The following is a 22,842-nucleotide window of genomic DNA, read 5'->3' as shown; positions in this document are numbered from 1 at the left end:
CAACTTAAATGTAGATGTTGCAGTTCCCCTTTTCAGCATCCAAGTTGCACAATTCCGGCCACATGATTTCGTTCGCCTCGATTCTCGCTTCATGAGCTGTTCTCTGCCACATTGCTATTTCGTTTCCAGTAGCTCTGTCCCAAAATTGAGTTGCCCAACCTTGACAGTAATCTAAAAGATCGTAGATTTTTCCTGACGCACCGATCACACATTCAACTCCTTTTTCGATGAGTCTCTCTCCAAAAGTGTTCCCACCCGCATAACATGCGGAAATTACAAATAACCTCGTTTGCCTGCTGTTTGCAATATCAGGTGTACAGAAGTTACTATTATCCCCAGTTCCGCCCAAGCCGATGCAGTATTTGCTTCCATGACCTGAATAGTAAACGGCTTCGAAATCTTTGAGGATATCATTAACTTTGTTATCGCTATTAACTACATCAAAGTTGTCCGCATCTTCATCCCAAGGACTGCCGTTCCATCTAGGGGTTTCCATTGATTCTTCAGCGGCATTAATGTCGTCTTTACACACGTTGTCGTCGTCCCTAAAAACAGCTCCCTCATTGTCGTCAATCCCTTTTGTTATCATTTTGCCACTATTTTCTTTTTTCACCTTAATATTTCTTCCGAGCTTCCCGAAATCCACCGTCGTCCTGTACCTCTCCCCCAAAAGCCACCCGATTCTCTCATTCAAAATCTTCCCGCTCATCGCATCAACGATCGTGCCGCTGGTAGTGATCCACACGACACCAATTTTCGGAACGATGTAGAGCTTTGCATCTTCAGCTTCGACTATCTCCAACGCTCTTTCCTTTGAAATCCTAACCATCGGTCTAACCTTAACGTCCTCGACCGGCATCTTCCTGAATGCCGCAATCTTGCCGGTCATCCTGTTCACCACAACGTAGCAGTCCTCGCCGAAAACCGGAATCCCGTTTATCCGCCTCTCGAAAAGGATGTCGTAGTCGTAGGGATTCTCAGTAACTCTGACGAGGGTGTAAGCTTTACCGCAGAGCTTTTCGGCGATCTTAACGGCTTCGTCCTTCGTTACCGCAGGCTTACTGTGGAGGTTTTCATTCACGGCGGTGCGGTTGAAGTACAGGATCGTTTGATTCGTCCTAATATCCACGAGCATGTAACCGTGCTCGTTTGTTATAGCCTTCACAGCCACACCTGCGTAGGTTTCCTGTACCATCACCGCAGCTGATCCACCGTCATCTGCCATCCCAGGGATTGTCGCCATAATCGCTGAAACCACCAATATGGCGACCCAAATCCCCAACCTTTTAGCCATGGTACCACCTTGATACCTGTTCACAGTGAGACATATAAAATTATCGTTAAGCTTTTATTTTAACGTTCAGTAAATTCCTTAACGTTAAGGATTTTGCTGAATGTTAAACGTCAGTTTGTCGACAAAAACGCAGAACCTCTAGAGCACATCGGTGAAGTAGTTTTAAATATTTGAGTTAGCACATAGTAAACTGATGGAGATCAGAGATCCCATACACGGATTCATACACCTAAACGACGCTGAAAAGAAGCTAATCGATGCCGAACCCTTCCAGAGGCTCAGAAACATCAAGCAACTGGGTCTAACCTGCTACATATATCCCGGAGCCACCCATACCAGATTTGAACACTCGCTGGGGGTCATGCATGTGACAACTCAAATTGTGAGGAGCATATTGAACAAACACGATAGAAAGGACTTGGCCGAATATCTCGGGATCGTTAATGCGGAGCATTTGGAGGCCAGGCTCAAGACCACAACGAGGTTGGCAGCACTGTTTCACGACCTCAGACATCCTCCTTTTTCGCATTCCAGCGAGAGCCTGCTGAAGATTGAGCACGAAGAGTACAGTGCCGAGATCATAGAAACGTACTACGATGAGCTTCTGAAACCCTTCGACAGAACCGTGTCCGTCGAAGATCTATCGTTTTTAATCACAAAAGGAAAGAGGAGGCTCGGAGGCGATTCTCTAATGAGCCTAATTCAGGAGATAATTTCCGGTGAGATTGACGCAGACAGGATGGATTATCTTCTCAGGGATTCGCACTACACGGGCGTTGCTTACGGTAACTTCGACTACAACAGACTCGTGGAGACCTTGACAATCACACCCAAACTTGATCGGGAAACTAACGGAGAGTCCACGGATGAGCTGGTAGAAATTTTCGGTGACGAGCTGATCAGTGAGTAGGTATTTTATGTTCAACCAAATCTACTTCCATCCCATCAGAAGATGTTACGATGCTCTACTGGACAGATACCTTAGCAAAATACTCCCAGACGGCTACCCAGAGGATTTGGAGGAATACCTGAATCTGGACGATGTGTACATCCTGAATCTCATCAGGAGGGACGTTAAGTCCAAAAATGTAGAAGATTCTGAAAGAAAAAGATTGGCCGAATCCATATACAAAAGAAATCATCCCAGGCTGGTGTTTGAGCACAGCATCGATTTAACTGAGGATGATTTCGACGAGGTTTGCAAAAACAGTATAAGAACTCAGGCTGCTTTCCAATTTGAACTTTCAAACATCATTGATTTAAATAGTATAGCTCCTACAACGATCTATGCGAACGCTAATCACCTTTCCAATCCTTTTCTTGATTTTTATGTTGCTTACACCGTCATTAACTAAGTTCAGTATATCAGCAAATTTTTTTCCTGAGTATCCTGAAGATAATTCTCACGAAAGCAAATAAAATAATTGCAAGACCGACAATGAAGATAGAGCCGACTGCATACATAACGAACTTTTCCAGACCTGTTTTAATTATTGGTGGTAGAAGTAGCAAGATTATACACAACGAAATCAGTATGAAAAATAAAAGTTTAATTGGCATTCACTCTCACCGTGAAACTGTCAGAAGATGAATCGCCCCATCCGATTATACCATCAACTACAGCTGTTCCAGCCTCGAACTCATAACTGCCAGCATTGTTGTATGTAACACTTAGCACAACCTGTTTTTTGTATCCTGATAAGTGTACAGCCTGCCAAACAAGTAATGTGCCCTTTCCACAAACCAACCCGTATTCTGGTACTATCCAGCAATCATTCTCGTCCGTTAATTGGATCTCTCCTGTAGGCTCTGGTCCATCTAAGACTCCATTGTAGTCAACGTTTTCTGGAATCAGAATGAAGTAGGACGTAAATCCGATGCTCACTCCTCCGTTTTCTACATCTATGGTAACTCTGCCCTCTTCACCCTTATGGTACGTGTACTTGTCTGGATATATGTTTATGTTTGCATCTGGAGGTATTGGTAGACCCCTAACGCCAATTTCACCCTTCTCCAGTGCGGCTATTGGGTTGTAGTCCACTGTCCCTTTCCAAAGTGTTGTACCCTTAAGGTCCATAATTTTAACCGTATACCTCCCACCAAGCCCACTTACTATCATTCTGTACTTTTCTCCGTGGAATACTATTTCTGCCTCATTTGCACTATCAACTACTACGTATCCGTTTCTCAACTTAATTAAATTCTCATTTCTTCCATGCTGCTTGAGTTCCGCACTCATCGCCGTACCCATACTTCCGAGTATCACTAACGCTAACAATACTATCACAATTCTCTTCATCTCGCCATTTCTAAGACACTTAACATCAGTAGTCAAACTATTTAAATTTTTCTTTAAGATACAAATCAAAAACTAATTCTAATTTTAAAATTATAGCTTAACTCTTTGCAGAAATTTTTAGTAATAGAGCTTAATAAGGATCTTGAAAAACCTTGGCACCAACCACAGAAAGATAAGGAAAACAGCGGATATCGTGATGGTTAGGTAAAAATATGAAGTCTGACACTCCAGCCAAATCGAAAATTCGCAGTTCTCTGTAATAATCCCATAACTTTTCCAGTTCTAAGTATCAACGCTAACAACATTTCCAACTTCCCGACATCATCCACTACCCACAACTTTTCTCACTATTGTAAAATATTTTTTAAACATCCCCGGACAAGAGCGACAAAGATTTAGCCGCATGCTCGCTCGAAAAGTTCACCAACTGCACTCCCGTTCATCCCGTAGCAGTGCCATCCGTCCCTGAGGACGGCGATAACACCCATCTTCCAGCCCTTGAATATCAGAACCTTTTTAACGTTCCCCGACTTGTACTCCACCTCAATCCACCCCGTGTTGTTCTTCAACCACCTGTAGTACTCATCGTCTATCATCAGTGTCAGAACTCCCAGATCCTTGGACAGTGCATCTTCAACGAAGCTCAGGACGACATCTTTTTTGGGATCGCACAGGTTTGACGACACCCTCACGTCCTCGGACGGATGCGTGAGCATCCAAACCACCAATGCCAGGCCAAACAAAACAAAAATAGGGATGTACTTAGCTTTCACCGCTTACCACCTCCTTCAGTTCTGACATGGATACAGCCGGAACGATCTTCCCAACGCTAATCCCATTTTGCACGCATTCTACGACGTAGGCGGGGTAGATGTACGTTCTTCCATCTTCGGGCAGCGGGACGAAGTAGGCGAGCTCGATGGATCTGATCGAACCGCACTCGTCGTTTAGCTTTTTGATGACCTCTTCCCTGTCGAGGACCTTTGCCTTCCCCACCACTTTAACGTCCCAAAGCTGGGTCATCACACCCGCTACATCCTCACCGCTGAAGTACACCCTAACCTTCGCCCCCGGACCGAAAAGCTTTATTCCGTTGTAGTACAGCTGGAAGTTCACATGCTGGTTGGTTATGCACTTTTTAGCTGTCCCGTTCCTGTAGGCAAAGATCTTCCCGTCTTCAGCTATTCCGCTGAACTCGTAGCTCAGCTTCGGCTCTATCCTCAATTCGGAGAGGTACTTTTCCGCGAGGCTCCTGTAGTCCTTGTCAGAGAGCTTCGCATCGTTGCACTCAAACGCCTCGCTGGAGATGTACTTCAGATAACCCTGCTTGTACTCGAAAACGTAGCTGCCACGCTTATCGATACCCAACCTCTTGGAGAGCTCCTCTGCGCTGATGTTCGGAGGAGAAATTACCAGAATCTCCATCTTCTTGTCCTGTGTCTCTATCGTTCCGAGGGATGCTGCAGATATGATGGCCACCAAACTGAGCAAAACGATCCCGGCTATGACGAATTTCCTCATAGTTTCTCACCTCAGCACTCCCAATAACCATACACCAGACATGACGGCGGATTTTCGTCGCCTCCAACACTCCCAAAACCTGGAAGGTAGTCGTTTTGGTTGCTGCATGTGGCCAGTCGCAGGAATTGTCGCTAAAATCACTGAAACCACTAACATGGCGATCCAAGCTTAGTCCCTTAGCCATGCTACCACATTGATACTTGTTCACAGTGAGACATATAAAATTATCGTTCGATCTCTATTTTAACGTTCAGTAAATTCCTTAACGTTAAGTGTTTGGCTGAATGTTAAGGAGATCGTTTAATGGTTTGAACCCGATAAAACAGGCTATTCCACAACCCTGGACTTCGACTTGTAATATTCGAACAGCCTAAGACCCCATCTGACGGCATCCTTCGTCTCGCACACAAGAATATTCTGTGCATCATACGCTCCGTTTAGCCTGTAGAGGATCATGACCAATCTCTTCTCAGCCACCGCAAAAGCCAGCCTGACGTTATCGCAGACGTGCATTTTTCCGTGCTTCAGGTATTCCTCCAGTTTCGTGGAGGTTTTTTCAACAACGATTTTGAAGACGTCTTCGGTCACTATCAGCTCCACACTCCTGCTGCTGGCCAAACTCACAAACAGCTCCGGAAACCTGTCGTGATACACCGACGACAGCCCCTTAATCCATCCGGACTCCATCAGAATTTTTTCCAGTTCGTAAAACTCGTAGGGATTGCTCTTTGTAACTACCCGGCAGCCATCGAGCAGATGCAGCTCTTCAAACACGTTCTGAGGAATTGCAGAGACGTCGTACTCACCAAAGAACTTTCCAGCAGCCCTCACAACACCTTCAAGCATTTTCAACTTTGTGTTGGTTTCCCAAATGAGCGAACCGAGTTCCGATGTCTGGTAGTACATTCTCTTATTTTCCAAAACCCTACTAACAAGCTCGGATTCCAGAAGGGGCTTGAGGTGAAATAACACTGCCTGCTTTGATTTTCCCGCTATTTTTGACAACTCACCAAGGCTTTTCGGAGTTCTGAGTATTTTCAGAATTTCAAGCTTGGATGGATTGAGCTTCATATACTGATCACATCAAGTAGCATATTATATTTTTCCTATTGCTGACACACATCAACGTATGCTGCAAACCTTAATAAAATTTGAATTGAGTCGAGCAGCAATGGATATCCCTCCCGATGTTCTTGAACTCTGGGATAAGTACGGGCTGGATGAAGCGGTTAGAAGACATTGCATCACGGTCGCAAAAATAGCGCTGGAGATTGCGGAGCAAATTAAGAGGAATGGCCACAATGTTGATACGAACGCCGTGCTTAAGGGAGCTTTGCTGCACGACATAGGCAGAGCCACAACTCACGACCCCTTCCAGCATTTCATTGAATCTGCCAAAATTCTGAGAAGGGAAGGAGTGGATGAAAGAATAGTCAGGATAGCTGAAAGACATTTCAGCGCAGGTTTATCAGCTGAAGAAGCCGAAAAACTCGGACTTGAACCAAAGGACTACATCCCACAAACTCTTGAGGAAAAAATAGTAAGCTTTGCGGACAATCTTGCGATGAGTGACAGACAAGGAAGATTTGAGGACTTCATGAGAAGACTGGACGAGATTGACAGAAGAGACCCGAAATTAGGCTGGCTCACTGAGAAAACGAGGGTGAGGGCAAGGAAATTGAGGGAAGAAATTGAAAAGCTGAGCGGGTTGAGATTTTGATAATTAACTTTATTCTCCTCTTCGTTGCTGTCCTTGCCGTCTCCTCTGCAGCAATTTTTGCTTTTCTCGCCTCTGCTCCGGGGGTTGTTGCAGCATTCTGGAGACTTGCCATCTCCATTCCATTCATAATCTTGATTTACCGTCCCAAGAGGCTCCATGTCTCAAAATTGCCAGTTCTTGCCGGTCTCGCACTTGCACTACACTTCTCCTTCTGGATCGAATCTCTTTTTCATGCATCCATTGCAGTCAGCACAACGATAGTCTGCACCCATTCCCTGTTCTCAGGCTTTTTCGCTTATCTTTGGGGAGAGAAGCCGAAGTCGAATCAGATTTTTGGCGTTTTTGTTGCTATGGTGGGCGTTTACTTCCTGAGCGGAGCAGATGCAAGAGCTGACTTTTACGGCATTGCTTTAGCCCTTGCTGGGGCAGTTGCTGGAGGCTACTACTTCGCTTCAGCCAGATTTGCCAGAGATATAGATTTCCATTCCTACATCCTTCTGACTTACTCATCAGCAGCTATCTTTTCTCTGCTGGCTTGCCTGCTAACTTCCCAACCAATCTTTGGATATCCGCTAAGCACATGGATTTTTTTGTTTCTTATGGCTTTGATTCCAATGCTGGTAGGCCACACATTGTTAAATTACGTCCTAAGGCACATGGAGGTTTTACCGGTTACTGCAAGCGTTATTGGCGAAGCAGTTGGTGCTACAATCCTTGCTACAATCTTCCTCGGTCAAACTCTCGAACCTACAGCTTACCTCTATATGCTTATCATACTGTCCGGGATAGCCATAACCTTTGTAAATTCATTTTCCAGTCATTGACACCCCAACTGCGGTAATTAGACTTGCGATAAAGCCCGGCAGAACAGAATAGGCTGGAATACCCGCCACATAGATCGTCTTTCCTGATACAGCGAAGGTTGTGAGTGTTACAACAAATCCGACAATCATGCTCAACCTTGCAGCATTTCTGCTCATTCTGCTCCAGTATATCCCGAAAACGATCGGAAAGAAAAAGCAGTTTACCATCAACGACAAAGCAGCCCAGATGAACCAAGCGAGCAATTGTTGGGGAAAGAGGGCTATAAGAAGAGAGCCAAATCCTACTATCGGTATCACAACCATATTGATCATTTTTATTGATCTGTCTGAAATATTCTTGCCCAGTGCGTTTCTCACCACATCGTAGCTGATGTTGTTAGTAGCCGTGAGAATTAACCTGTCTGTTGTGGACATCACTCCAGCGAGTATTGTGGGTAGCAGCAGGACGAAAAGCCAGTAGGGTAATGCTTTGCTCGCTATTGTTGGATACGCCATATCAGACCACTTTACCTCAATACTTCCGAGTGTTAAGCTCGGAATGTCAATTGTACCATTAGCCCAGGCAACCCTCGCAGCCATACCGGCCAAAGCTGTGAGCATGATTGCCGAAAAACCTACTACATACATTACAAGCGGAGACCATCTCGTATACTTTATTTCTCTGAAAGTCAACATGTTGTTCACTATGTGCGGAGCCACCATCAGGCCGAGAGGGACGGTGAGGCCAAAGAGCGTGATATTGTAGAACCAGCCAGCCAGAGGAACTGAGGCTGGAGCGAAGGGCTTGCCAAGATATTCGGCAAACATGAAATTCTCTGCCACACCTCTTGTTGTGTTCTGAATCACGGGCATTGCAACCAGTGCCCTGTTCATTGCCTCAAAGCCACCAACCCATGCGATTATCAAAGGCACAGTGATGTAAATCCCAAACAACATCAAAATGGACTGCAGGAACGTCGTCCACGCAGTCGAGAACATCCCGCCACTCATAACGTAGGCCACAACGATCACTGCCGCGATTAGAGCACCCATCCAGTACGGGATTCCCAGAACGATTTGGCTAACCACCCCAATGGCAGTGTACTGTCCTATGAGATAAACGAAGCATGTAACTGCAGAAATCATACCAGCAAGAATCCTCATAACTTTTGGATCATCATAGCGATAGGCCAGATAGTCTTGAATCGTCAGAATCCCATTCTTTTCTTTCAGCTCAAACAGTCTGTGTCCTATCAAAATCGTCCCGAAGGCTATGGCGAAAGGTGGGCCAATTATCCTCTCCCATACATTCGACCAGCCAGTTGTGAAGGCCAAACCTGCAACGCCAATAAGAGTCATACCACTGAAAACACTTCCGATCATCAGAAGGCAGTATGTCCAGAACCCGAGTTGACCGCTCGCAGCTACAAAATCAGCAATGGTTTTCGTCCTCCTTGCTCCGATATAGGCTATAACCCCTATGGAAATTAGATAGGCTGTAAAAACTAACAGCGGGATAAACAATCATCTCACCTCACTATCCCTCCATATCAATCCCCAGATTAGGAGCAGAACTATCTGAATAGTAATGGTCACAGCAACGCAGCCGAAAGTTAACGGTTCCATACCCAAAATGCTCATGTCACGCTGAGCCAGCGAGTCAAATATTAAAATTTCGATTTGCGCTTAGATTTGCGAACACACTGAAACCTTTACCCCTCAGGTTTAAATCTCAGAATTGCGGCAATTCCACCAAATGCTTTGTAGAGTATCTCACCCTCCTCACTTTCTGTTGATAAAAACTCCACCTTTGACCCCATGCTTTCCGCAAGCTCCGATAATTCGAGGACAACGTCTCTCCTTTCAGCCTCTTCCATCTGTATATTGTCTTCTTCGCAAAATGGCGGTCTCTCCACACCTTCTCTGACCGTGACTATCTCTTCCCTCCCACACTTCGGGCACCTGTACTTTACCCTCTCATATCTCAAATCCTCAGAAAGCAGAAGAGTGTCAACCGCTCCCAATTCAATATACCTCCTAACCTCCTCTTCCCCATAAGCAGCAAGACCATCCTTTGCAACTTCCTTCAGGAATCTTTGCATCAGGTTCTTCTCTCTGATTATGTCAACTTCCTGCAGAACGTCTTTTGCCTTCTCTACAAGCTCGTAAAGTCCTGATTCATCCGTATATCCAACATCAAACAGTCCAAGAACCTTTTTCTGCAATTCGTGGTGCAAGTATTCTCCCTCATAGAACTCCTCTTTGGTCGGAGAAGGGCCACCGATAAGAATGCCGACCAGCTTGTCCTTGTGGGGCAACAGAGCTTCGCTCGCCATCTCTCCAACCTTCTTGTAGAACTCATGTATTGCTATCTCCCTCAGCCTCTCAAATCTTACGCTGCTCTGCCCGCCCTGTCTGTGCTTCCCCGGAACCATTGATGTGTCCCAGTCAAGAACCTCTATCCTCTTGCCCTTCAACAGTCCCACTGTTGCCTCTCTCCGGTCAATGACAATCAACCCGTAGAGTTTTTTGTCAACCAGCATCTCCTTGAGAGGGTCAAGATAGAACTTGGAGTCACAATGGTATTTATAGAGCGGAACAGGTTCGGGAGGCTCTATTATCTCCGTTATATGTTTTTCCTTACCATCTACATTGACTACACCGCTTATAATTACCATCCCGTTCTCAGGAGGCTTTCTGAAATGCTTTAATCTGTTCAGAATAGCCTCAATACCAGCAAGCACGTTTGTTCTTGTCTGCTTTGATTTGATGTTGGAAGCCTGACTCAGTTCTCCTCTTAACTGATTCGTAACGTCGGGTATATTCTTGTCTGGAGGGATGTAAAGCGTAATTAGCTCCGTTCCTCTACCCTTGTATTTCTCAAGCTCCTCAATTTTTCTCTTAAATTCATACATCGTTTTCTGGGACATCAAACCACCTCCTGTCTTCTCCTGAACTGCCAAGACCTTATAGCTCTCAGCAGGTCTATCTTCCTGAACTCAGGCCAGTAAACATCGCAGAAGTATGCTATGCTGTTGGCAGCCTGCCACGGCAGGAAGTTCGACAGTCTTTGCTCTCCCCCAGTCCTTATTATCAGATCAACCTTTGAATACTTCCCATCGCCATATAAATGTTCGTCAATAATCTTTTTATCTATTTCACCTGGCGAAATTTCACCTTTTTCGACCTTGCGGAGAATTGACCTCACAGCATCCACAATTTCCTGTCTCCCACCGTAGGCTATGGCTATATTGAGAAAGTGCCTTCTATGCATTTCAGTAGCTTTTTCGACTTTGTTTACCGTTTCCAGAAGATTTTCAGGAAGCATGTCCTTCCTTCCGACTATCTTCACTCTCATTTCTCTCTCATACGTTCTCTTATCCTTCAGAATTCGCTTAAGCTCTCTTTCGAGAAGGTTGAATATGTTCTTTTTCTCAGTCTCACTCCTGCTGAAGTTTTCAGTAGAGAAGGCATAGAGAGTAAGCATCTTAACACCAAGCTCCCAGCACCATTCCAGAACCTCTTCAGCTTTCTTCGAGCCAAAGAAGTGTCCCTGGTGAGGTTCTAATCCTTTCTTCCTTGCAAACCTCCTGTTTCCGTCCATAATAATGGCTATGTGTTCCGGAATAGTGCCCCTCTTAACACTCTTCAGTAACCTGTTCTCATAAATTCTGTAGACCAGACCTATCATTCGAATTCCTCAATAATTCGTCTTACAAGGTCTGCATATTCACTTTTGAGATAATATCTATTCTTCTCACCCAGCTCCGTTTTCAGAATTCCAAGTCTGGCGCTTATCAGACCAACCATCGCTGACACACCTCTTGGACTTATTGAATATCCCTTTTCTGTTAGCATTTTGTGAATTTCGGCTGTAGTGAATTTTTTCTCTTCCAGCAGCACCCTGAGTAACTCCTTCCTGAGTCCATTTTTATCCCTTTCAAGGTACTTTCTAACTCTTGTTTCCACTTCTCCATTCATGCTCAGACCTCAGATTTCTGTTAGTTCAACCACCAATCTGTTTGAGGTCGGATATCTCTCGACCAAGCTCAATTTCAACCCTTCAGATTTTAAAGCTTCTCTAATTTCTACTTCAATATCGGGGGAGGTTTCAATATACTCCTCAAACCTAAGGTATTCAACCTCCCACTTGCTCAGAATTCTCTCGGCAAGGTCTAAATCTCCCTCGATCCTGCAGCAGATAATTGTACCATCCCTTGTTACAGCGTAGAATTCAGGGTGGTTCATCGCCATCCTTATCAGCCTTCTTCTGAACTGGGCAACATCCTTGAACCGCGCGCTGCAGTAGTGGAATTTGTTTGCCTTTTCATATTCTCTAACAACATCTTGGTTCTCCACGTAGTAGTCCTTCACCCTGTAACCTCTCTCAACAACGTGTTTCCAGTTGCTTTCACTGACCTCAAGCTGGTTCACGTTCAGAAAGGCATCAGTCTCATTCACGATTTCAACAATCCTCTTTTCAAATCTTACAGCCGGAATTTCAAAACCAGCATCCATTCCAAGCTTCTTGGAGGTCTTAATTGGCTCAACATAAGCGTCAGGGTTCATCAGTTCAGGAGGATGGAATCTGATCTCATCTACCGCGCTGAGCTTTCTAAGCTTTTCTTCATCTGCTGGGATGGCAGTGTAAAGGTGGACATGCATGTCAAGCTTCTTTGCAATGCTGACAAACTCTCTAACCCTTTCGAGTTTAAGCAGAGGTTCGCCACCTGTTACCGCGATTCCTTCTGCTCCCATCAAGTCTGCCTCTTCGAGAAAGTCTTTGGCCGACTTCACCTCCCTTTCATTCGCGTATATAACATCACTCCCGAATTTGGCTTTGGAGACTGGGCAGTAAAAGCATCTATTGTTGCACAGGCCAGTTACAAACAGAACGAGCTTTGCCCCCTTTCTGCATAACTTGCATCCTTCTGGAAGGTAACTGTAGTAGCTTCCGGCTTCAATCCTTCTCATAACATTGCCTGAATCTTTCTTTAACCCAGCCAATCCCAAGAGATTTTATAAAATATCCTGCTCTTGGGCCATATGTCTTGTTGAGTATTGCCTTGTATATGGTCTGAAAAGCCTTTGACGGCTTAATATTGAGGGACCTTGCAACATCGTAAACAAGGCTGTGAATTTCTTCAGGGGTCATGTCCTCCTCAAGCCTTTCCGAATATTCCTTCAGGAACTTCTTTTCATCCTCGCTGAATTCAGATGTGACTTCATCCGCAATTTCAAACTTCATCCTCTCAGGGGCATACTTTTCGAGCCACCTTTTCGCATACACTACTCTCCTCTCAACATCCTGCTTTGCGGTTTCATCAATTTTGTATCCCGTCCTTCCAAGTATTTCAATTACCTTATCAACATCCCATTTGGCGATCTGACCGACAACCACAAGATGGCGAAATGGAATGGCAGAGTACACAACATCGCTCACAAAGCTCAGCTCAACACTTCTGTCTCCCTCTTTTACCTTCTCTTCAAACTCGTCTATTATGTCAAGCAAACCTGCACTTGGATCAAACTCGATATGCCTCTCAGGCTTCACCCTTATTGTGACGTATCGTACAATTTCAGGTGGTATTATTTCGATCATTTCCCTTACGGGAATAACTATTCCCTTCGAACTTTTCATAGCACCAACGCCTTTCAGATGCACCCACTCGTAGGGGACTGGATAAGGCGGCTCATAATTGAAAATTTCTTTAGAAATCCTCTTTCCTGTATCGTAACTCCCACCAGCAGCAGCATGGTCTTTACCAAAGGGTTCACATGTTATTCTAAGAATCTTCCATCTTGCAGCCCAGTCAACCCTCCATGTAAGCTTTCCTCCCCCTCTGTATGAGGCTCTCCCACCATGTCCACATTTGCATTCATAATATATCCAGTCATCATCAAATCCGACAACTTTCGTTGAATTTATCCGCCCACATTTCTCACAAAGGGGCATGAATGGATACCAATCCTCTTCAAGTTCTCTACCAGTTACTTCGGCAACGATTCTTGCGATTTCATCTCTCTTCTGCAAAGCAATCCTTATTTTCTCCTCATAAAGCCCTTCACTGTACATCTGACACGCTCTTTTGATTTCAACAGGTATGCCGAGAATCTCAAGAGATTCCAGAAATGGTTCGAGAAAATGCTCCGAATAGGATTCATGACATCCATCTGGGTCTGGAATTCTGCAGAGGGGCATACCCACATACTCCTCATATTTCTGAGGGAGAAAGGGATACCTCTTTCTCAGGGGGTCAAAGTCGTCTGCAATGTAAACTATCTCTGCTTCACCACCGGCATCAAGCAAAGCTCTCCTTATTGCATCTGCTGTCACCATCTCTCTCAGATTACCAAGATGTATGTGCCCTGACGGTGATATACCAGTAGCAATTCTGTGACTCCCTCCTCTTCTCTGTAGCTCTAAGGCAATAACATCTGCCCAGTGCATCGCTCTGCTTTCGGCAATGCTGTTTTTAAACTTGCCTTTTCAGGACATGAAAGGAACACGGCATTACAGCAGAGAGTAGAAAAAGGTTTAAATAAATAGTAGATTTAATCTTACCGAAGAGGTGGTACTGGATGAGATTTTTCATCATAGGCTTCGGGCAGGCTGGAGGAAAAATACTTGACATGTTTATTGAAAATGAAAAGAGGAGAGGGTCAAATATCAGAATGAGGTGGCTCGCGGTCAATACTGCAAGAACCGATTTAATGGGTTTAAAGCACGTTCCGGTTCAAGATCGTATCTTAATCGGGCAGACGGTTGTAAAGGGTCATGGTGTAGGGACTGACAACAAGCTTGGGGCCAAGATAGCTCAGGATGAAATTGAAACAATACTCAACGCGATTGATGAAAGAGGGACTCACGACATGGATGCTTTTCTTATAATTTCAGGTCTTGGCGGTGGAACTGGAAGTGGCGGAGCACCGGTTCTGGCTAAATATCTCTCCGAAATGTATTCCGAACCCGTTTATGCCGTGGGGATTCTTCCGGCTCCTGAGGAGGGGAAGCTGTATTCACTGAACGCAGCAAGAAGCATGATCTCGATGCTGAAGTATGTTGACAACTTGATTCTTGTGGATAACGGAGCTTGGAAGTTTGAGGGTACAAGTCTGAAGGAGTCTTTCGGAAAAATAAACGAAGAGATCGTCAGAAGGCTTGCTCTGCTCGCAAGAGCTGGAGAGCCAATTGAAGAAGATATCGTTGGAGAGATGGTCGTTGATAGCAGCGAAGTTATCAATACTCTCAGGGGAGGGGGAATATCTTCAATAGGATACGCAACAACCCTTGCAGAGTCCTCCGAGAAAAAGAAAAAGAAGGGTTTTCTCTTTTTTGGGAAGAAAAGCGAAGAAGAGCTCGAAACAATAGAGAACGACAAGCCAATGAAGATTGCCACACTCGTTAGAAGGGCGGCACTCGGCAGATTGACGATTCCATGTAACATACGGAGCGCTGAAAGAGCCCTAATTCTCGTTGCTGGGCCACCAGAACACTTGGACAGGAAGGGGTTGGAAAAGGCAAAGCTGTGGCTCGAAGACCAGATCGCAGGAGTTGAAGTCAGGGCTGGAGATTATCCAACAAGAAGAACAAGATATGTAGCATCTCTTGTTCTGCTTGCCAACGTTACAGAAATCCCAAGAGTTAAGGAATTGCAGAGACTCGCTGCCGAAGCCAAAGAGGGGGCAGAGGAGGCTGAGAAGATTAGGATGGCCAAAACGATTGAGCTATTCGATGAAGATATCGAGCCACTGATTTAATGAGGTTTATTGTAGCTCTAACGGGAGCATCAGGGCAGATACTCGGTATCAGGTTGATTGAGAAGTTGATTGAGAGTGGAGCGGAAGTTTACGCAGTGGCGTCAAGAGCGGCGAAGATTACGCTGAAGGCGGAGACAGAGTACGATGAGAGCTACGTGAGAGAAATTTCAACCAGATACTATGATGAAGACGAGATTGCTGCGCCTTTTGCCAGCGGAAGCTTCAGACATGATGGCATGGCAATTGTGCCATGCAGCATCAAAACCGCATCATCTATTGCCTACGGGATAGCTGACAATTTAATCACAAGGGCTGCTGATGTGACTCTGAAGGAGCGTAGAAGATTGGTTCTTGCGGTTAGAGAGACTCCTCTCCACTCGGGACACCTCAGAACTCTTACGAGACTCTCTGAAATTGGAGCGGTCATTTTTCCACCAGTTCTGTCCTTATACACAAGGCCAAAAACGATTGATGATCTTATCAACCATACCGTTTCAAGAATTGTAGAGTTGTTGGGTGTTGATGTAGATTACCAGAGATGGGGGTAAATGGCAAAGTTTTTCTTTTTGGGATATAAGCGACTCCATGGCTGTAATTGTTGGAGCAATCAGAACTCCTGTCGGAAGATTTGGGGGTAGTCTGAGAGACGTAAAGGCTTATGAGCTTGGTGCAGTGGCTATAAAAGGATTAGTGATGAAACTTGGTATAGCGCCAAAACCAACGGCTGAATCAATCGAATTTTATCCTGAGAAATTGCCCAAGGGCAGAATTGAACTTGAATCTGCTTACGCCTACGATGGCTTGGAAATGGAGATTGATGAGGTGATAATGGGCAACGTGTTACAGGCAGGTCAGGGACAGAATCCTGCGAGACAAGCATCAATACTGGCAGGCATTCCAAAGGAAATTCCAGCGTTTACTGTTAACAAAGTGTGTGCGAGTGGTTTGAAGGCTATAGCCTTGGCCAATCACACCGTAGAGAGCGGGGATGCCAGTGCCATAATAGCGGGTGGGATGGAAAGTATGAGCAACACTCCCTATGCCCTGCCAAAGGCAAGATGGGGGTACAGGATGTCCGTTAACGCTGTTGATGAAATAATTGACCTGCTTGTTTATGATGGGCTCTGGGAGAAGTTTTACGGATATCACATGGGAATAACAGCGGAGAATATAGCTGAGAAGTACGGAATAAGTAGGGAAGAGCAGGATGAACTCGCATACGAAAGTCATATGCGGGCGGTAAGAGCAATAGATGGGGGCAAATTTGCTCAGGAGATTATACCGGTCGAAGTCAAACAGAAGAAGGGAACAGTTGTTGTTGATACAGACGAACATCCACGCAGAGATACGAGCCTCGAAAAGCTGGCAAAGTTACCCCCAGTTTTCAAGAAGGATGGGACGGTGACGGCAGGAAATGCGAGCGGTGTGAACGATGGTGCTGCAGCGGTGCTTGTTATGGATGAGAAATACGCAAAGGACTGTGGGCTTGATGCGAAGGTCAGGATCGTGTCGGTCGCCTCTGCCGCCATAGACCCTGCCTATATGGGTCTTGGTCCAATTCCTGCTATAAGAAAAGCTTTGAAAAAAGCAGGACTTGAAATCAAAGACATTGGACTTGTGGAGCTTAATGAGGCTTTTGCAGCACAGGCACTGGCCTGCATTAAAGAGCTCAACCTCGACATGGATATCGTCAACGTTAACGGGAGTGGAATATCACTCGGTCATCCTATCGGATGCACGGGAGCGAGAATAGTCACAACTCTCATGTATGAAATGGAGAGGAGGGGTGTGGATTACGGTTTAGCTTCGCTATGTATTGGCGGAGGGCAAGGTATGGCCATGGTTGTCGAGAGAGTCTAATTTCTTTATTTTATGAATAATTAAGCATACTGAACATCCCTGCGTTCCTGCAAACAGATACTGACCATCATAGGCAAGATTCCTGATTTTGAGTGTTAGCAATCCATCGTTTATTGCTGTCAACGTGACGCCCCCTTCTTGATCTCATCAAGCGTCGTGTAGAAAACGCCATCGCCATATGTAGAGAGGAACACAACCCTCCTGCTCCAGTCAACAACCATATCCGTGAATGTCTTGTCGTTTAGCCTTATTTCTTTCTCTGCAGAACCGTACTTGTAAACGAGCTTGTATCCTGTCCTATCTTTCGACAGTATCAGAACTTCCCCATCGTTTACGAAGAACGAGATAGCATACCCGTCGTAAACAACCCTGCATGTATCGTCGCACACGTAAACTTCCCCCCTTCGCTTCCCTCCCACCGCCACCCATCCCAACAAACTTTCCTCTGTAAGTTCCAGCGTAAAGCTTACCGTCAAACACCCTTACCAGCGGTGCAGCATATCCGAGTTCAATCTTTGAGAGATGTAGAGTGTTGAGGTCAAGCACACTAACCCCTGAATCCATGCTTCCTGCATAGAGCTTGCCATTGAAAACGACCATTTCGTAATGTGCTCCGTCAACCAGTCTCTTGATGCACTTTCTTCCTTTGCTCTGCAGGCATGACACATCCACGGCAAACACACCATCCCCCTTGTACGGACTTAGGTAGCCGGTGGAGATGAGCAAGTCGTACCTTCCCTCAATCTCTTCATTGAGAGATGCGGCACACCACGAGTAACCGGGCAGTGCCCCACCCACTTTATCAATTGTAAAATCAACATCCAGTAGTGAGTCGCCGTGGTTTGTTGCTACCTCAATTCCGGAAACAGCTGTAATGACAATACTGCCCCTGTAAATTCCGGTATTTAGGATGTTTATTGCATTAACGGTATCTCCGTAAACACCATCATAGGATTGCCTCCAAGTTCTGCCCCCGTCTTCAGTCTTCATTACCGAGTTTTTACCACCCTGGGTTATAAACGCCTGCTTTGTAGCTTGTCCACATGCAGTACTGACAGTTCCACCATCGTAAAAGGCCAGACTCATTGCATAGTTTGGATTTAGCGTGACATCGTAAAGCCTGCTACCATCCCAGCACCCGACACCTACGAACGACGAGGCCTTACCCCTTCCTGAGAATAAGTAGAAGGAGGATATTCCTCCAGCTCCAAACCACAATCTGTTCTTATTTACCGGGTCTGGTTTTATGAAGTAGAAGATTGTGTTTGCCGTGTCAACGTTCAGCGTCACATGTTCGAATTTCCATGATTTGCCGTCAAACCTGCCAATATAGTAGTAGTCTTCAAACGTTCCGATGTAGAGGTCATAGTTTTCATCCACATACACCCACGCAGTTCCGGTATCCAGAATCCTCCTCCACTTTCCGTCGTAAACATAAAGACCAGAGCTACGACTTGACAGGAAAAGGTAAGGGTCCTTAGCCTCCACAAGTATTTCATCATTTGCTGGAGCTGTGAATTTTACAGCTCTTCCATTTTCGAGATAAAACAGCATACCACCTCCAACTATCCCTTTCCTGTACGGTTTATCGAGAACAGCGGTGAAGAACAGCTTGTTCTGATAAACTGCAAGGGAAACGACGAGATATTTCCCATCATCTATCTCTGAGGCTCCGGTATGCACCTTCTGCCATGTTTTGCCACTATCGCTGCTTTTCCAGATTCCCTTACTGGATGCAGCATATATCCAGCCTTCAAACTCTTCCACATCGTAGAAGTGGATGTCAACAAAATCATTCTGGTTTACAATTTCCCAGCTTTTACCACCATCCTCGCTCCTCCATACTCCAGAAAATCCATGAGAAACGAACAATATTCCATTCACAGATCTGACTACGTGCATGTCTCCTCCATCCAGCCCCCTAAGCTGAGTCCAAATGCCCGAAACCTCATTCCTTTTTCTGGCTTCTTGGGTTGTGATGGTTTAGGAGATGAGGGAGATTTTGACGGTTTGACCTTTAGACCTTTTTCTGGCTTCTGCTTTTCGTATGGCGAAACACATCCGGCTGCAAAAAAGACGAGCACTATAACGAGTACCACCAAGATGCATTTCGCCATTTGCATACTGTTAACTGTGGTTAGTTTATATATACCTTTTTAACGGACGTGTGTGAAATTCCAGTATCTAAGTTGGAAAAGAAAGTTAAGGAAACGATAACAGCTCATATCGAAGTGGGGCCGGTGGGATACTAATACATATCGGCATGGGTTCAGAAAAAAATAAATGGTAATACTGATACAATATTTCCATGCCCTACAAGGGTGTTGAGTCTTTTAGAATAGAAGAAGAGTGCGTTAAAAAGTGGGCTTACGATTTGAGGCCTACAACAGCGAGGAATTACGTTTATAATCTACTGAGATACCTGGATTGGGTTGAAGAGAAAGGTTATTGGAGTTCAGCGGAAGAGATGATAAGAGAGGCACAGAATGGTGATCGTGAAACACTTTACAGGCATTTGGATGTCCTTCTTGAATATATTAAAGGCTTAGGAACTGGTGTTAAGGATAGGAGAAACAGGTATCAAGCTGTAAGGAGCTTTTATGAGTATTATAGGGCTGATTTACCGAGGCCATCAAGGCAGGAGTTAAACAGGGTTTTTCAGCCAAGTGAAGCGGATAAACTTAGGGCTTTGACGTTGCCTGCTTTGACTATTGAGGAGTTAAGGGAGATTATAATCCATGCACCGCAACCGTATAAGGCAGCATTTATGGTTTGTTTTCAGGGAGCTTTGGGAGCTTCGGAGTATGATCAGTTTAACAGTTATGCGTGGTATCAGATTGTTGATAAGCTCGATTCGGATGAGCCTGTAAGAGTTGATTTGTTCAGGTCTAAAGTTAGCAGAACGGAAATAAAGAAGTATTACACGTTTTTAGGTGGAGATTCGAAGGTTCTTATAAAGGCGTGGTTGAAGGAGAGGCCTGAGTGTGATAGAGAGGAGTTGTTTGTTGTTTATAACAGGCGAAAGAAAGAATACGTGCCTTTAACTTCTCGGCTTCTCGGAAATATGCTTACTAAGATAGCAAAGAGACTTGAAATAATAAAGCCAAATGGCCTTAACCGTTATCATGTTCATTTGCATGAATTCAGAGATCTTTTCAAGAGTTTGTGCACATTGCACGGCGTTAATGCCGTAGCTTCTGAGTTTTTCCTCGGGCATGTGATTGATAAACTTGGCTATGATAAAAGCCCAGAGTATGATGTGGAGTGGTTCAGGCAAGAGTACATGAAGGTAGAACCAGTTTTGAACATCTTATCTAACGTGGGAGCCGAAGCGATTGAAAGAGCAAAGCAGGAGGTTAGAGCTGAATTTAACAAAGCTCTTGAGGCCGTGGTGCTTGAAAATCAAGAGCTGAAAAAGAAACTGGAAAAGTTGGAAAAGGCTGTAAAGGCATTTATGGAGATAGCCATGGAAGATCCTGAAGCTTTGCCTGTTCTGAAAGAGTTTCTGAAAGGAGAGAGTTAATCTGTTTTTTGACCTTTTTATATACCACCAACCTATTATCTGTTTTGGATGAGCCGCCAAGTGAACAAGGGAGACTTAGCACTGTTTGTGCTTCTGATGGTTGTAGCTGAGATTTTCGTTGATGCAATTGCTGGGGACTACATAAAACAGTGGGTAACGGACAGTATGGGGACAATCCCGGTTGTTCTTGGCGTTCTGGCGGTGATTGTAGCGGTAGTGTTGAGAGTTTGGAAATATGAGAGTTTGTTTGGAAGAGGTGGTAGAGGGATGGTTAAAGTGGCGAAGAAAGGAACGGTTGGATTTGTGGAATTGGCTTTTATTGGGCTGTATATTCTTGCGGCCCTTGCGGTGTTTAATGTTGCGGATCTTGGTGAGCAACTGCAGTTTCTTGTGGACTTTAGCTGGCTAATCTGCATAGGTAGCGTGCTTGTAGTTATGGGCAGCGGGAAGAAAGGCAAGAAAATCAAGTTTACAGGGCTTGAGGGAGTGGCTTTAATTGTGGCTGTTGTGCTTCCGTTGGCAGCAGCAGGATATCTTGTAGGGCTGGGAATTGATATAAGCAGCTATTTGACCGACAGCAATTACAAGCTACTTCTCTGGGGGATTTCAGTAGCTTCAGCAATAGTTGTTGCTACACAAGACTGAGGAGGGATAATATGAACAAAAAGGTGGCAACAGCTTTCATTTTACTTTTTATGATTACGGGAGCTTCAGCAATAGCTCCAATGTTGGTAGGATTGGGCGGTTTAGGTGTAATCGGTTCTATAGCATACTACATACTCGGACTACAGCAAAAAATAGCACAGCTTGAAGAAATTAATCAGACTGTAACACAAAATCTAAATTTAAGCGAGAACAATGCAGATTATATAATAAACAGCTACACATTAAGCCGTAATGCAAGTTTGCAATTCTCAAAAGATGTAGGTAATCAAACAAAGCCTTGGGCATGGACTTTAGTTAAATATTATGCACTAAAAACAATAAACGAAGAACTAAATAACGGGACAGATTTTACAACAGCTTTGATAAAAGCTAAAACTACCGCAAGGGACAAGCTTAAGCAATACTATATCAATGCTACAAAAAATCCGACTGTAGATATGAATGAGTCTTCGTGGGCGTGGTATTTTACTGTTAAGAATCTTGCAATTCAGGCAAGAAATACGGCAACAGCGCAAAGCAGTTATATTGACTTCTTTACATTTGTAACAGTTGAAAGTGGCACAGAAATAACTTTATCAGCACAAGCGAGCGGTTATGAGCGAGATGGAACTTTTGTAACAGATGATGTTAACGCTTTGGTTACAATGCAAACAAAGAGTTACACGTGTAATGACTTTACAATATATTATGACGTCCCTAAGGCGGCGGGCTACACTGACCAGAGAATTGGAGATTTAGAGACGCAATATAAGAGCGCATTAAACAGCTATTGCGGGGCTTATCAGCAAGTTGCAGACAATTTAGAAGTGTATGTGGATAGTTTGACTTATGATTTGTTCACGAGTGGGAATTTTACTGAACTTCTCGATCCTGTGACGTTGGCTACGCAGATAAACAATGATGCAGAGACGACGGGTTATTATGGATATGCGGCAGCAGAATTAGCTTTATCAGGTCTTAATCTGTCAGGGCTCAACAAGACAGTTACAATTGTCGTAAATGGGACAACACTCAGCGGAATTTTGTTCACAGATTGGAGCGGTACACTTGAAGTTAATAAGACCTATACGGCTGATCCTTTGCGTTTGTGGTATTTCATAGATGAGAACGGGCAACTTTATGATTTGCAGGGTTATAACTTCACAGTTGTTGATCTCAGGGATAAGGACGGTAACAAGCTACAGAACACAACCTTTGAGCGTTATGTTGATCACAGTGGAGACATCCAGAAGATTTACGATGAGCTTGCTAAGCTTAACGAGCTTTACAACCGCTATCTCGAAATGCAGACTATCAGCGGCGGCGGTGGCAGCGTGGGCGACTGGTGGGCTAATCTGAGCGACACGGAGAAATTAGCAATCGGAGCGGCGGCAGTGTTGCTTATAGTGCTAATTG

At 44.8% G+C, this 22,842-nt stretch carries 25 protein-coding genes; 10 read left to right on the top strand and 15 right to left on the bottom strand.

Annotated features, from left to right (window positions below):
- Positions 1-4: 4 nt before the first annotated feature.
- The gene (locus tag BP688_RS13460; RefSeq protein ID WP_290623798.1) at positions 5-1,294 is read right to left on the bottom strand and encodes a hypothetical protein; all 1,290 of its coding nucleotides are present in this window, start codon (positions 1,292-1,294) and stop codon (positions 5-7) included.
- Between the two features lie 193 nt (positions 1,295-1,487).
- Here BP688_RS13460 and BP688_RS13455 point away from each other — a divergent pair, with 193 nt between their 5' ends.
- Together BP688_RS13455 and BP688_RS13450 are read left to right on the top strand one after the other, a co-directional pair.
- Positions 1,488-2,204, top strand: coding sequence for an HD domain-containing protein (locus tag BP688_RS13455; RefSeq protein WP_290597145.1), 717 nt, complete (start codon positions 1,488-1,490; stop codon positions 2,202-2,204).
- Between the two features lie 7 nt (positions 2,205-2,211).
- Positions 2,212-2,649 carry a hypothetical protein gene (locus BP688_RS13450; protein WP_290597144.1) on the top strand — a complete coding sequence of 146 codons (438 nt, stop codon included), beginning with the start codon at positions 2,212-2,214 and terminating at the stop codon, positions 2,647-2,649.
- 10 nt (positions 2,650-2,659) lie between these two features.
- Here the strand turns inward: BP688_RS13450 and BP688_RS13445 are convergent, their stop codons facing one another.
- From BP688_RS13445 to BP688_RS13425, 5 genes are all read right to left on the bottom strand, one after another.
- On the bottom strand, positions 2,660-2,854 hold the full coding sequence (locus BP688_RS13445) for a hypothetical protein (protein ID WP_290597143.1): 195 nt from the start codon (positions 2,852-2,854) through the stop codon (positions 2,660-2,662).
- Positions 2,844-3,593, bottom strand: coding sequence for a hypothetical protein (locus BP688_RS13440; RefSeq protein WP_290597142.1), 750 nt, complete (start codon positions 3,591-3,593; stop codon positions 2,844-2,846). The genes BP688_RS13445 and BP688_RS13440 overlap by 11 nt, the downstream gene beginning before the upstream one ends.
- Positions 3,594-3,988: 395 nt before the next feature.
- Positions 3,989-4,366 (bottom strand): hypothetical protein, encoded by a 378-nt coding sequence (locus BP688_RS13435; protein WP_290597141.1) that lies wholly within the window; start codon positions 4,364-4,366, stop codon positions 3,989-3,991.
- Positions 4,356-5,114, bottom strand: coding sequence for a hypothetical protein (locus BP688_RS13430; protein WP_290623797.1), 759 nt, complete (start codon positions 5,112-5,114; stop codon positions 4,356-4,358). The genes BP688_RS13435 and BP688_RS13430 overlap by 11 nt, the downstream gene beginning before the upstream one ends.
- Before the next feature lie 327 nt (positions 5,115-5,441).
- On the bottom strand, positions 5,442-6,185 hold the full coding sequence (locus tag BP688_RS13425) for a helix-turn-helix transcriptional regulator (protein ID WP_290623795.1): 744 nt from the start codon (positions 6,183-6,185) through the stop codon (positions 5,442-5,444).
- 100 nt (positions 6,186-6,285) lie between these two features.
- Between BP688_RS13425 and BP688_RS13420 the strand changes: the two genes are divergently transcribed.
- Complete coding sequence (locus tag BP688_RS13420) at positions 6,286-6,834, top strand: TIGR00295 family protein (protein WP_290623793.1); 549 nt, start codon at positions 6,286-6,288, stop codon at positions 6,832-6,834.
- Positions 6,831-7,658: a DMT family transporter gene (locus tag BP688_RS13415; protein ID WP_290597138.1), complete on the top strand. Its 828-nt coding sequence runs from the start codon at positions 6,831-6,833 to the stop codon at positions 7,656-7,658. Before BP688_RS13420 ends, BP688_RS13415 begins: the two co-directional genes overlap by 4 nt.
- Here BP688_RS13415 and BP688_RS13410 read toward each other — a convergent pair.
- The 6 genes from BP688_RS13410 to lysS all read right to left on the bottom strand — a co-directional run bounded on the left by BP688_RS13410 (position 7,641) and on the right by lysS (position 14,088).
- Positions 7,641-9,161, bottom strand: a complete 1,521-nt coding sequence (locus BP688_RS13410) for a sodium:solute symporter family protein (RefSeq protein WP_290597137.1) — start codon at positions 9,159-9,161, stop codon at positions 7,641-7,643. The two genes, BP688_RS13415 and BP688_RS13410, sit on opposite strands and share 18 nt — an antisense overlap.
- A gap of 188 nt (positions 9,162-9,349) precedes the next feature.
- Entirely contained in the window at positions 9,350-10,567 is a 1,218-nt protein-coding gene (gene prf1 / locus BP688_RS13405) for a peptide chain release factor aRF-1 (protein WP_290623791.1), read from the bottom strand.
- The gene (gene uppS, locus BP688_RS13400) at positions 10,567-11,328 is read right to left on the bottom strand and encodes a polyprenyl diphosphate synthase (protein ID WP_290597135.1); all 762 of its coding nucleotides are present in this window, start codon (positions 11,326-11,328) and stop codon (positions 10,567-10,569) included. The genes prf1 and uppS overlap by 1 nt, the downstream gene beginning before the upstream one ends.
- A complete protein-coding gene (locus tag BP688_RS13395) occupies positions 11,325-11,618 on the bottom strand; it encodes a DUF2551 domain-containing protein (protein WP_290597134.1) in 294 nt (97 codons plus the stop codon). The genes uppS and BP688_RS13395 overlap by 4 nt, the downstream gene beginning before the upstream one ends.
- Positions 11,619-11,627: 9 nt before the next feature.
- Entirely contained in the window at positions 11,628-12,611 is a 984-nt protein-coding gene (locus tag BP688_RS13390; protein WP_290597133.1) for a radical SAM protein, read from the bottom strand.
- Positions 12,598-14,088: a lysine--tRNA ligase gene (gene lysS, locus BP688_RS13385; RefSeq protein ID WP_290597132.1), complete on the bottom strand. Its 1,491-nt coding sequence runs from the start codon at positions 14,086-14,088 to the stop codon at positions 12,598-12,600. Before lysS ends, BP688_RS13390 begins: the two co-directional genes overlap by 14 nt.
- 131 nt (positions 14,089-14,219) lie before the next feature.
- Here lysS and BP688_RS13380 point away from each other — a divergent pair, with 131 nt between their 5' ends.
- From BP688_RS13380 to BP688_RS13370, 3 genes are read left to right on the top strand one after another with little or no spacing between them, the layout of a single operon-like run.
- Complete coding sequence (locus tag BP688_RS13380; protein WP_290597131.1) at positions 14,220-15,398, top strand: tubulin/FtsZ family protein; 1,179 nt, start codon at positions 14,220-14,222, stop codon at positions 15,396-15,398.
- A complete protein-coding gene (locus BP688_RS13375; protein ID WP_290597130.1) occupies positions 15,398-15,946 on the top strand; it encodes a UbiX family flavin prenyltransferase in 549 nt (182 codons plus the stop codon). The genes BP688_RS13380 and BP688_RS13375 overlap by 1 nt, the downstream gene beginning before the upstream one ends.
- Positions 15,947-15,983: 37 nt before the next feature.
- Entirely contained in the window at positions 15,984-17,258 is a 1,275-nt protein-coding gene (locus tag BP688_RS13370; protein WP_290597129.1) for a thiolase family protein, read from the top strand.
- 119 nt (positions 17,259-17,377) lie between these two features.
- Here the strand turns inward: BP688_RS13370 and BP688_RS13365 are convergent, their stop codons facing one another.
- From BP688_RS13365 to BP688_RS13355, 3 genes are read right to left on the bottom strand one after another with little or no spacing between them, the layout of a single operon-like run.
- The gene (locus BP688_RS13365) at positions 17,378-17,647 is read right to left on the bottom strand and encodes a hypothetical protein (protein ID WP_290623789.1); all 270 of its coding nucleotides are present in this window, start codon (positions 17,645-17,647) and stop codon (positions 17,378-17,380) included.
- The gene (locus tag BP688_RS13360; RefSeq protein ID WP_290623787.1) at positions 17,556-19,160 is read right to left on the bottom strand and encodes a WD40/YVTN/BNR-like repeat-containing protein; all 1,605 of its coding nucleotides are present in this window, start codon (positions 19,158-19,160) and stop codon (positions 17,556-17,558) included. Before BP688_RS13360 ends, BP688_RS13365 begins: the two co-directional genes overlap by 92 nt.
- Positions 19,151-19,381, bottom strand: coding sequence for a hypothetical protein (locus BP688_RS13355; protein ID WP_290624704.1), 231 nt, complete (start codon positions 19,379-19,381; stop codon positions 19,151-19,153). The genes BP688_RS13360 and BP688_RS13355 overlap by 10 nt, the downstream gene beginning before the upstream one ends.
- 185 nt (positions 19,382-19,566) lie before the next feature.
- On the opposite strand from BP688_RS13355, the gene BP688_RS13350 reads away from it, so the two are divergent.
- From BP688_RS13350 to BP688_RS13340, 3 genes are all read left to right on the top strand, one after another.
- The gene (locus BP688_RS13350; RefSeq protein ID WP_290596632.1) at positions 19,567-20,781 is read left to right on the top strand and encodes a hypothetical protein; all 1,215 of its coding nucleotides are present in this window, start codon (positions 19,567-19,569) and stop codon (positions 20,779-20,781) included.
- Between the two features lie 48 nt (positions 20,782-20,829).
- Positions 20,830-21,426, top strand: coding sequence for a hypothetical protein (locus BP688_RS13345; protein WP_290624702.1), 597 nt, complete (start codon positions 20,830-20,832; stop codon positions 21,424-21,426).
- An 11-nt stretch (positions 21,427-21,437) separates the two neighbouring features.
- A partial coding sequence (locus BP688_RS13340; protein WP_290624700.1) for a hypothetical protein occupies positions 21,438-22,842 on the top strand: 1,405 nt, incomplete at its 3' end.

It is taken from the genome of Archaeoglobus sp. UBA230 (assembly GCA_002507545.1).
Classification (GTDB): domain Archaea; phylum Halobacteriota; class Archaeoglobi; order Archaeoglobales; family Archaeoglobaceae; genus Archaeoglobus.
The sequence above is the reverse complement of the archived record's forward strand: the minus strand, read 5'-3'. Positions and strand labels throughout refer to the sequence as shown.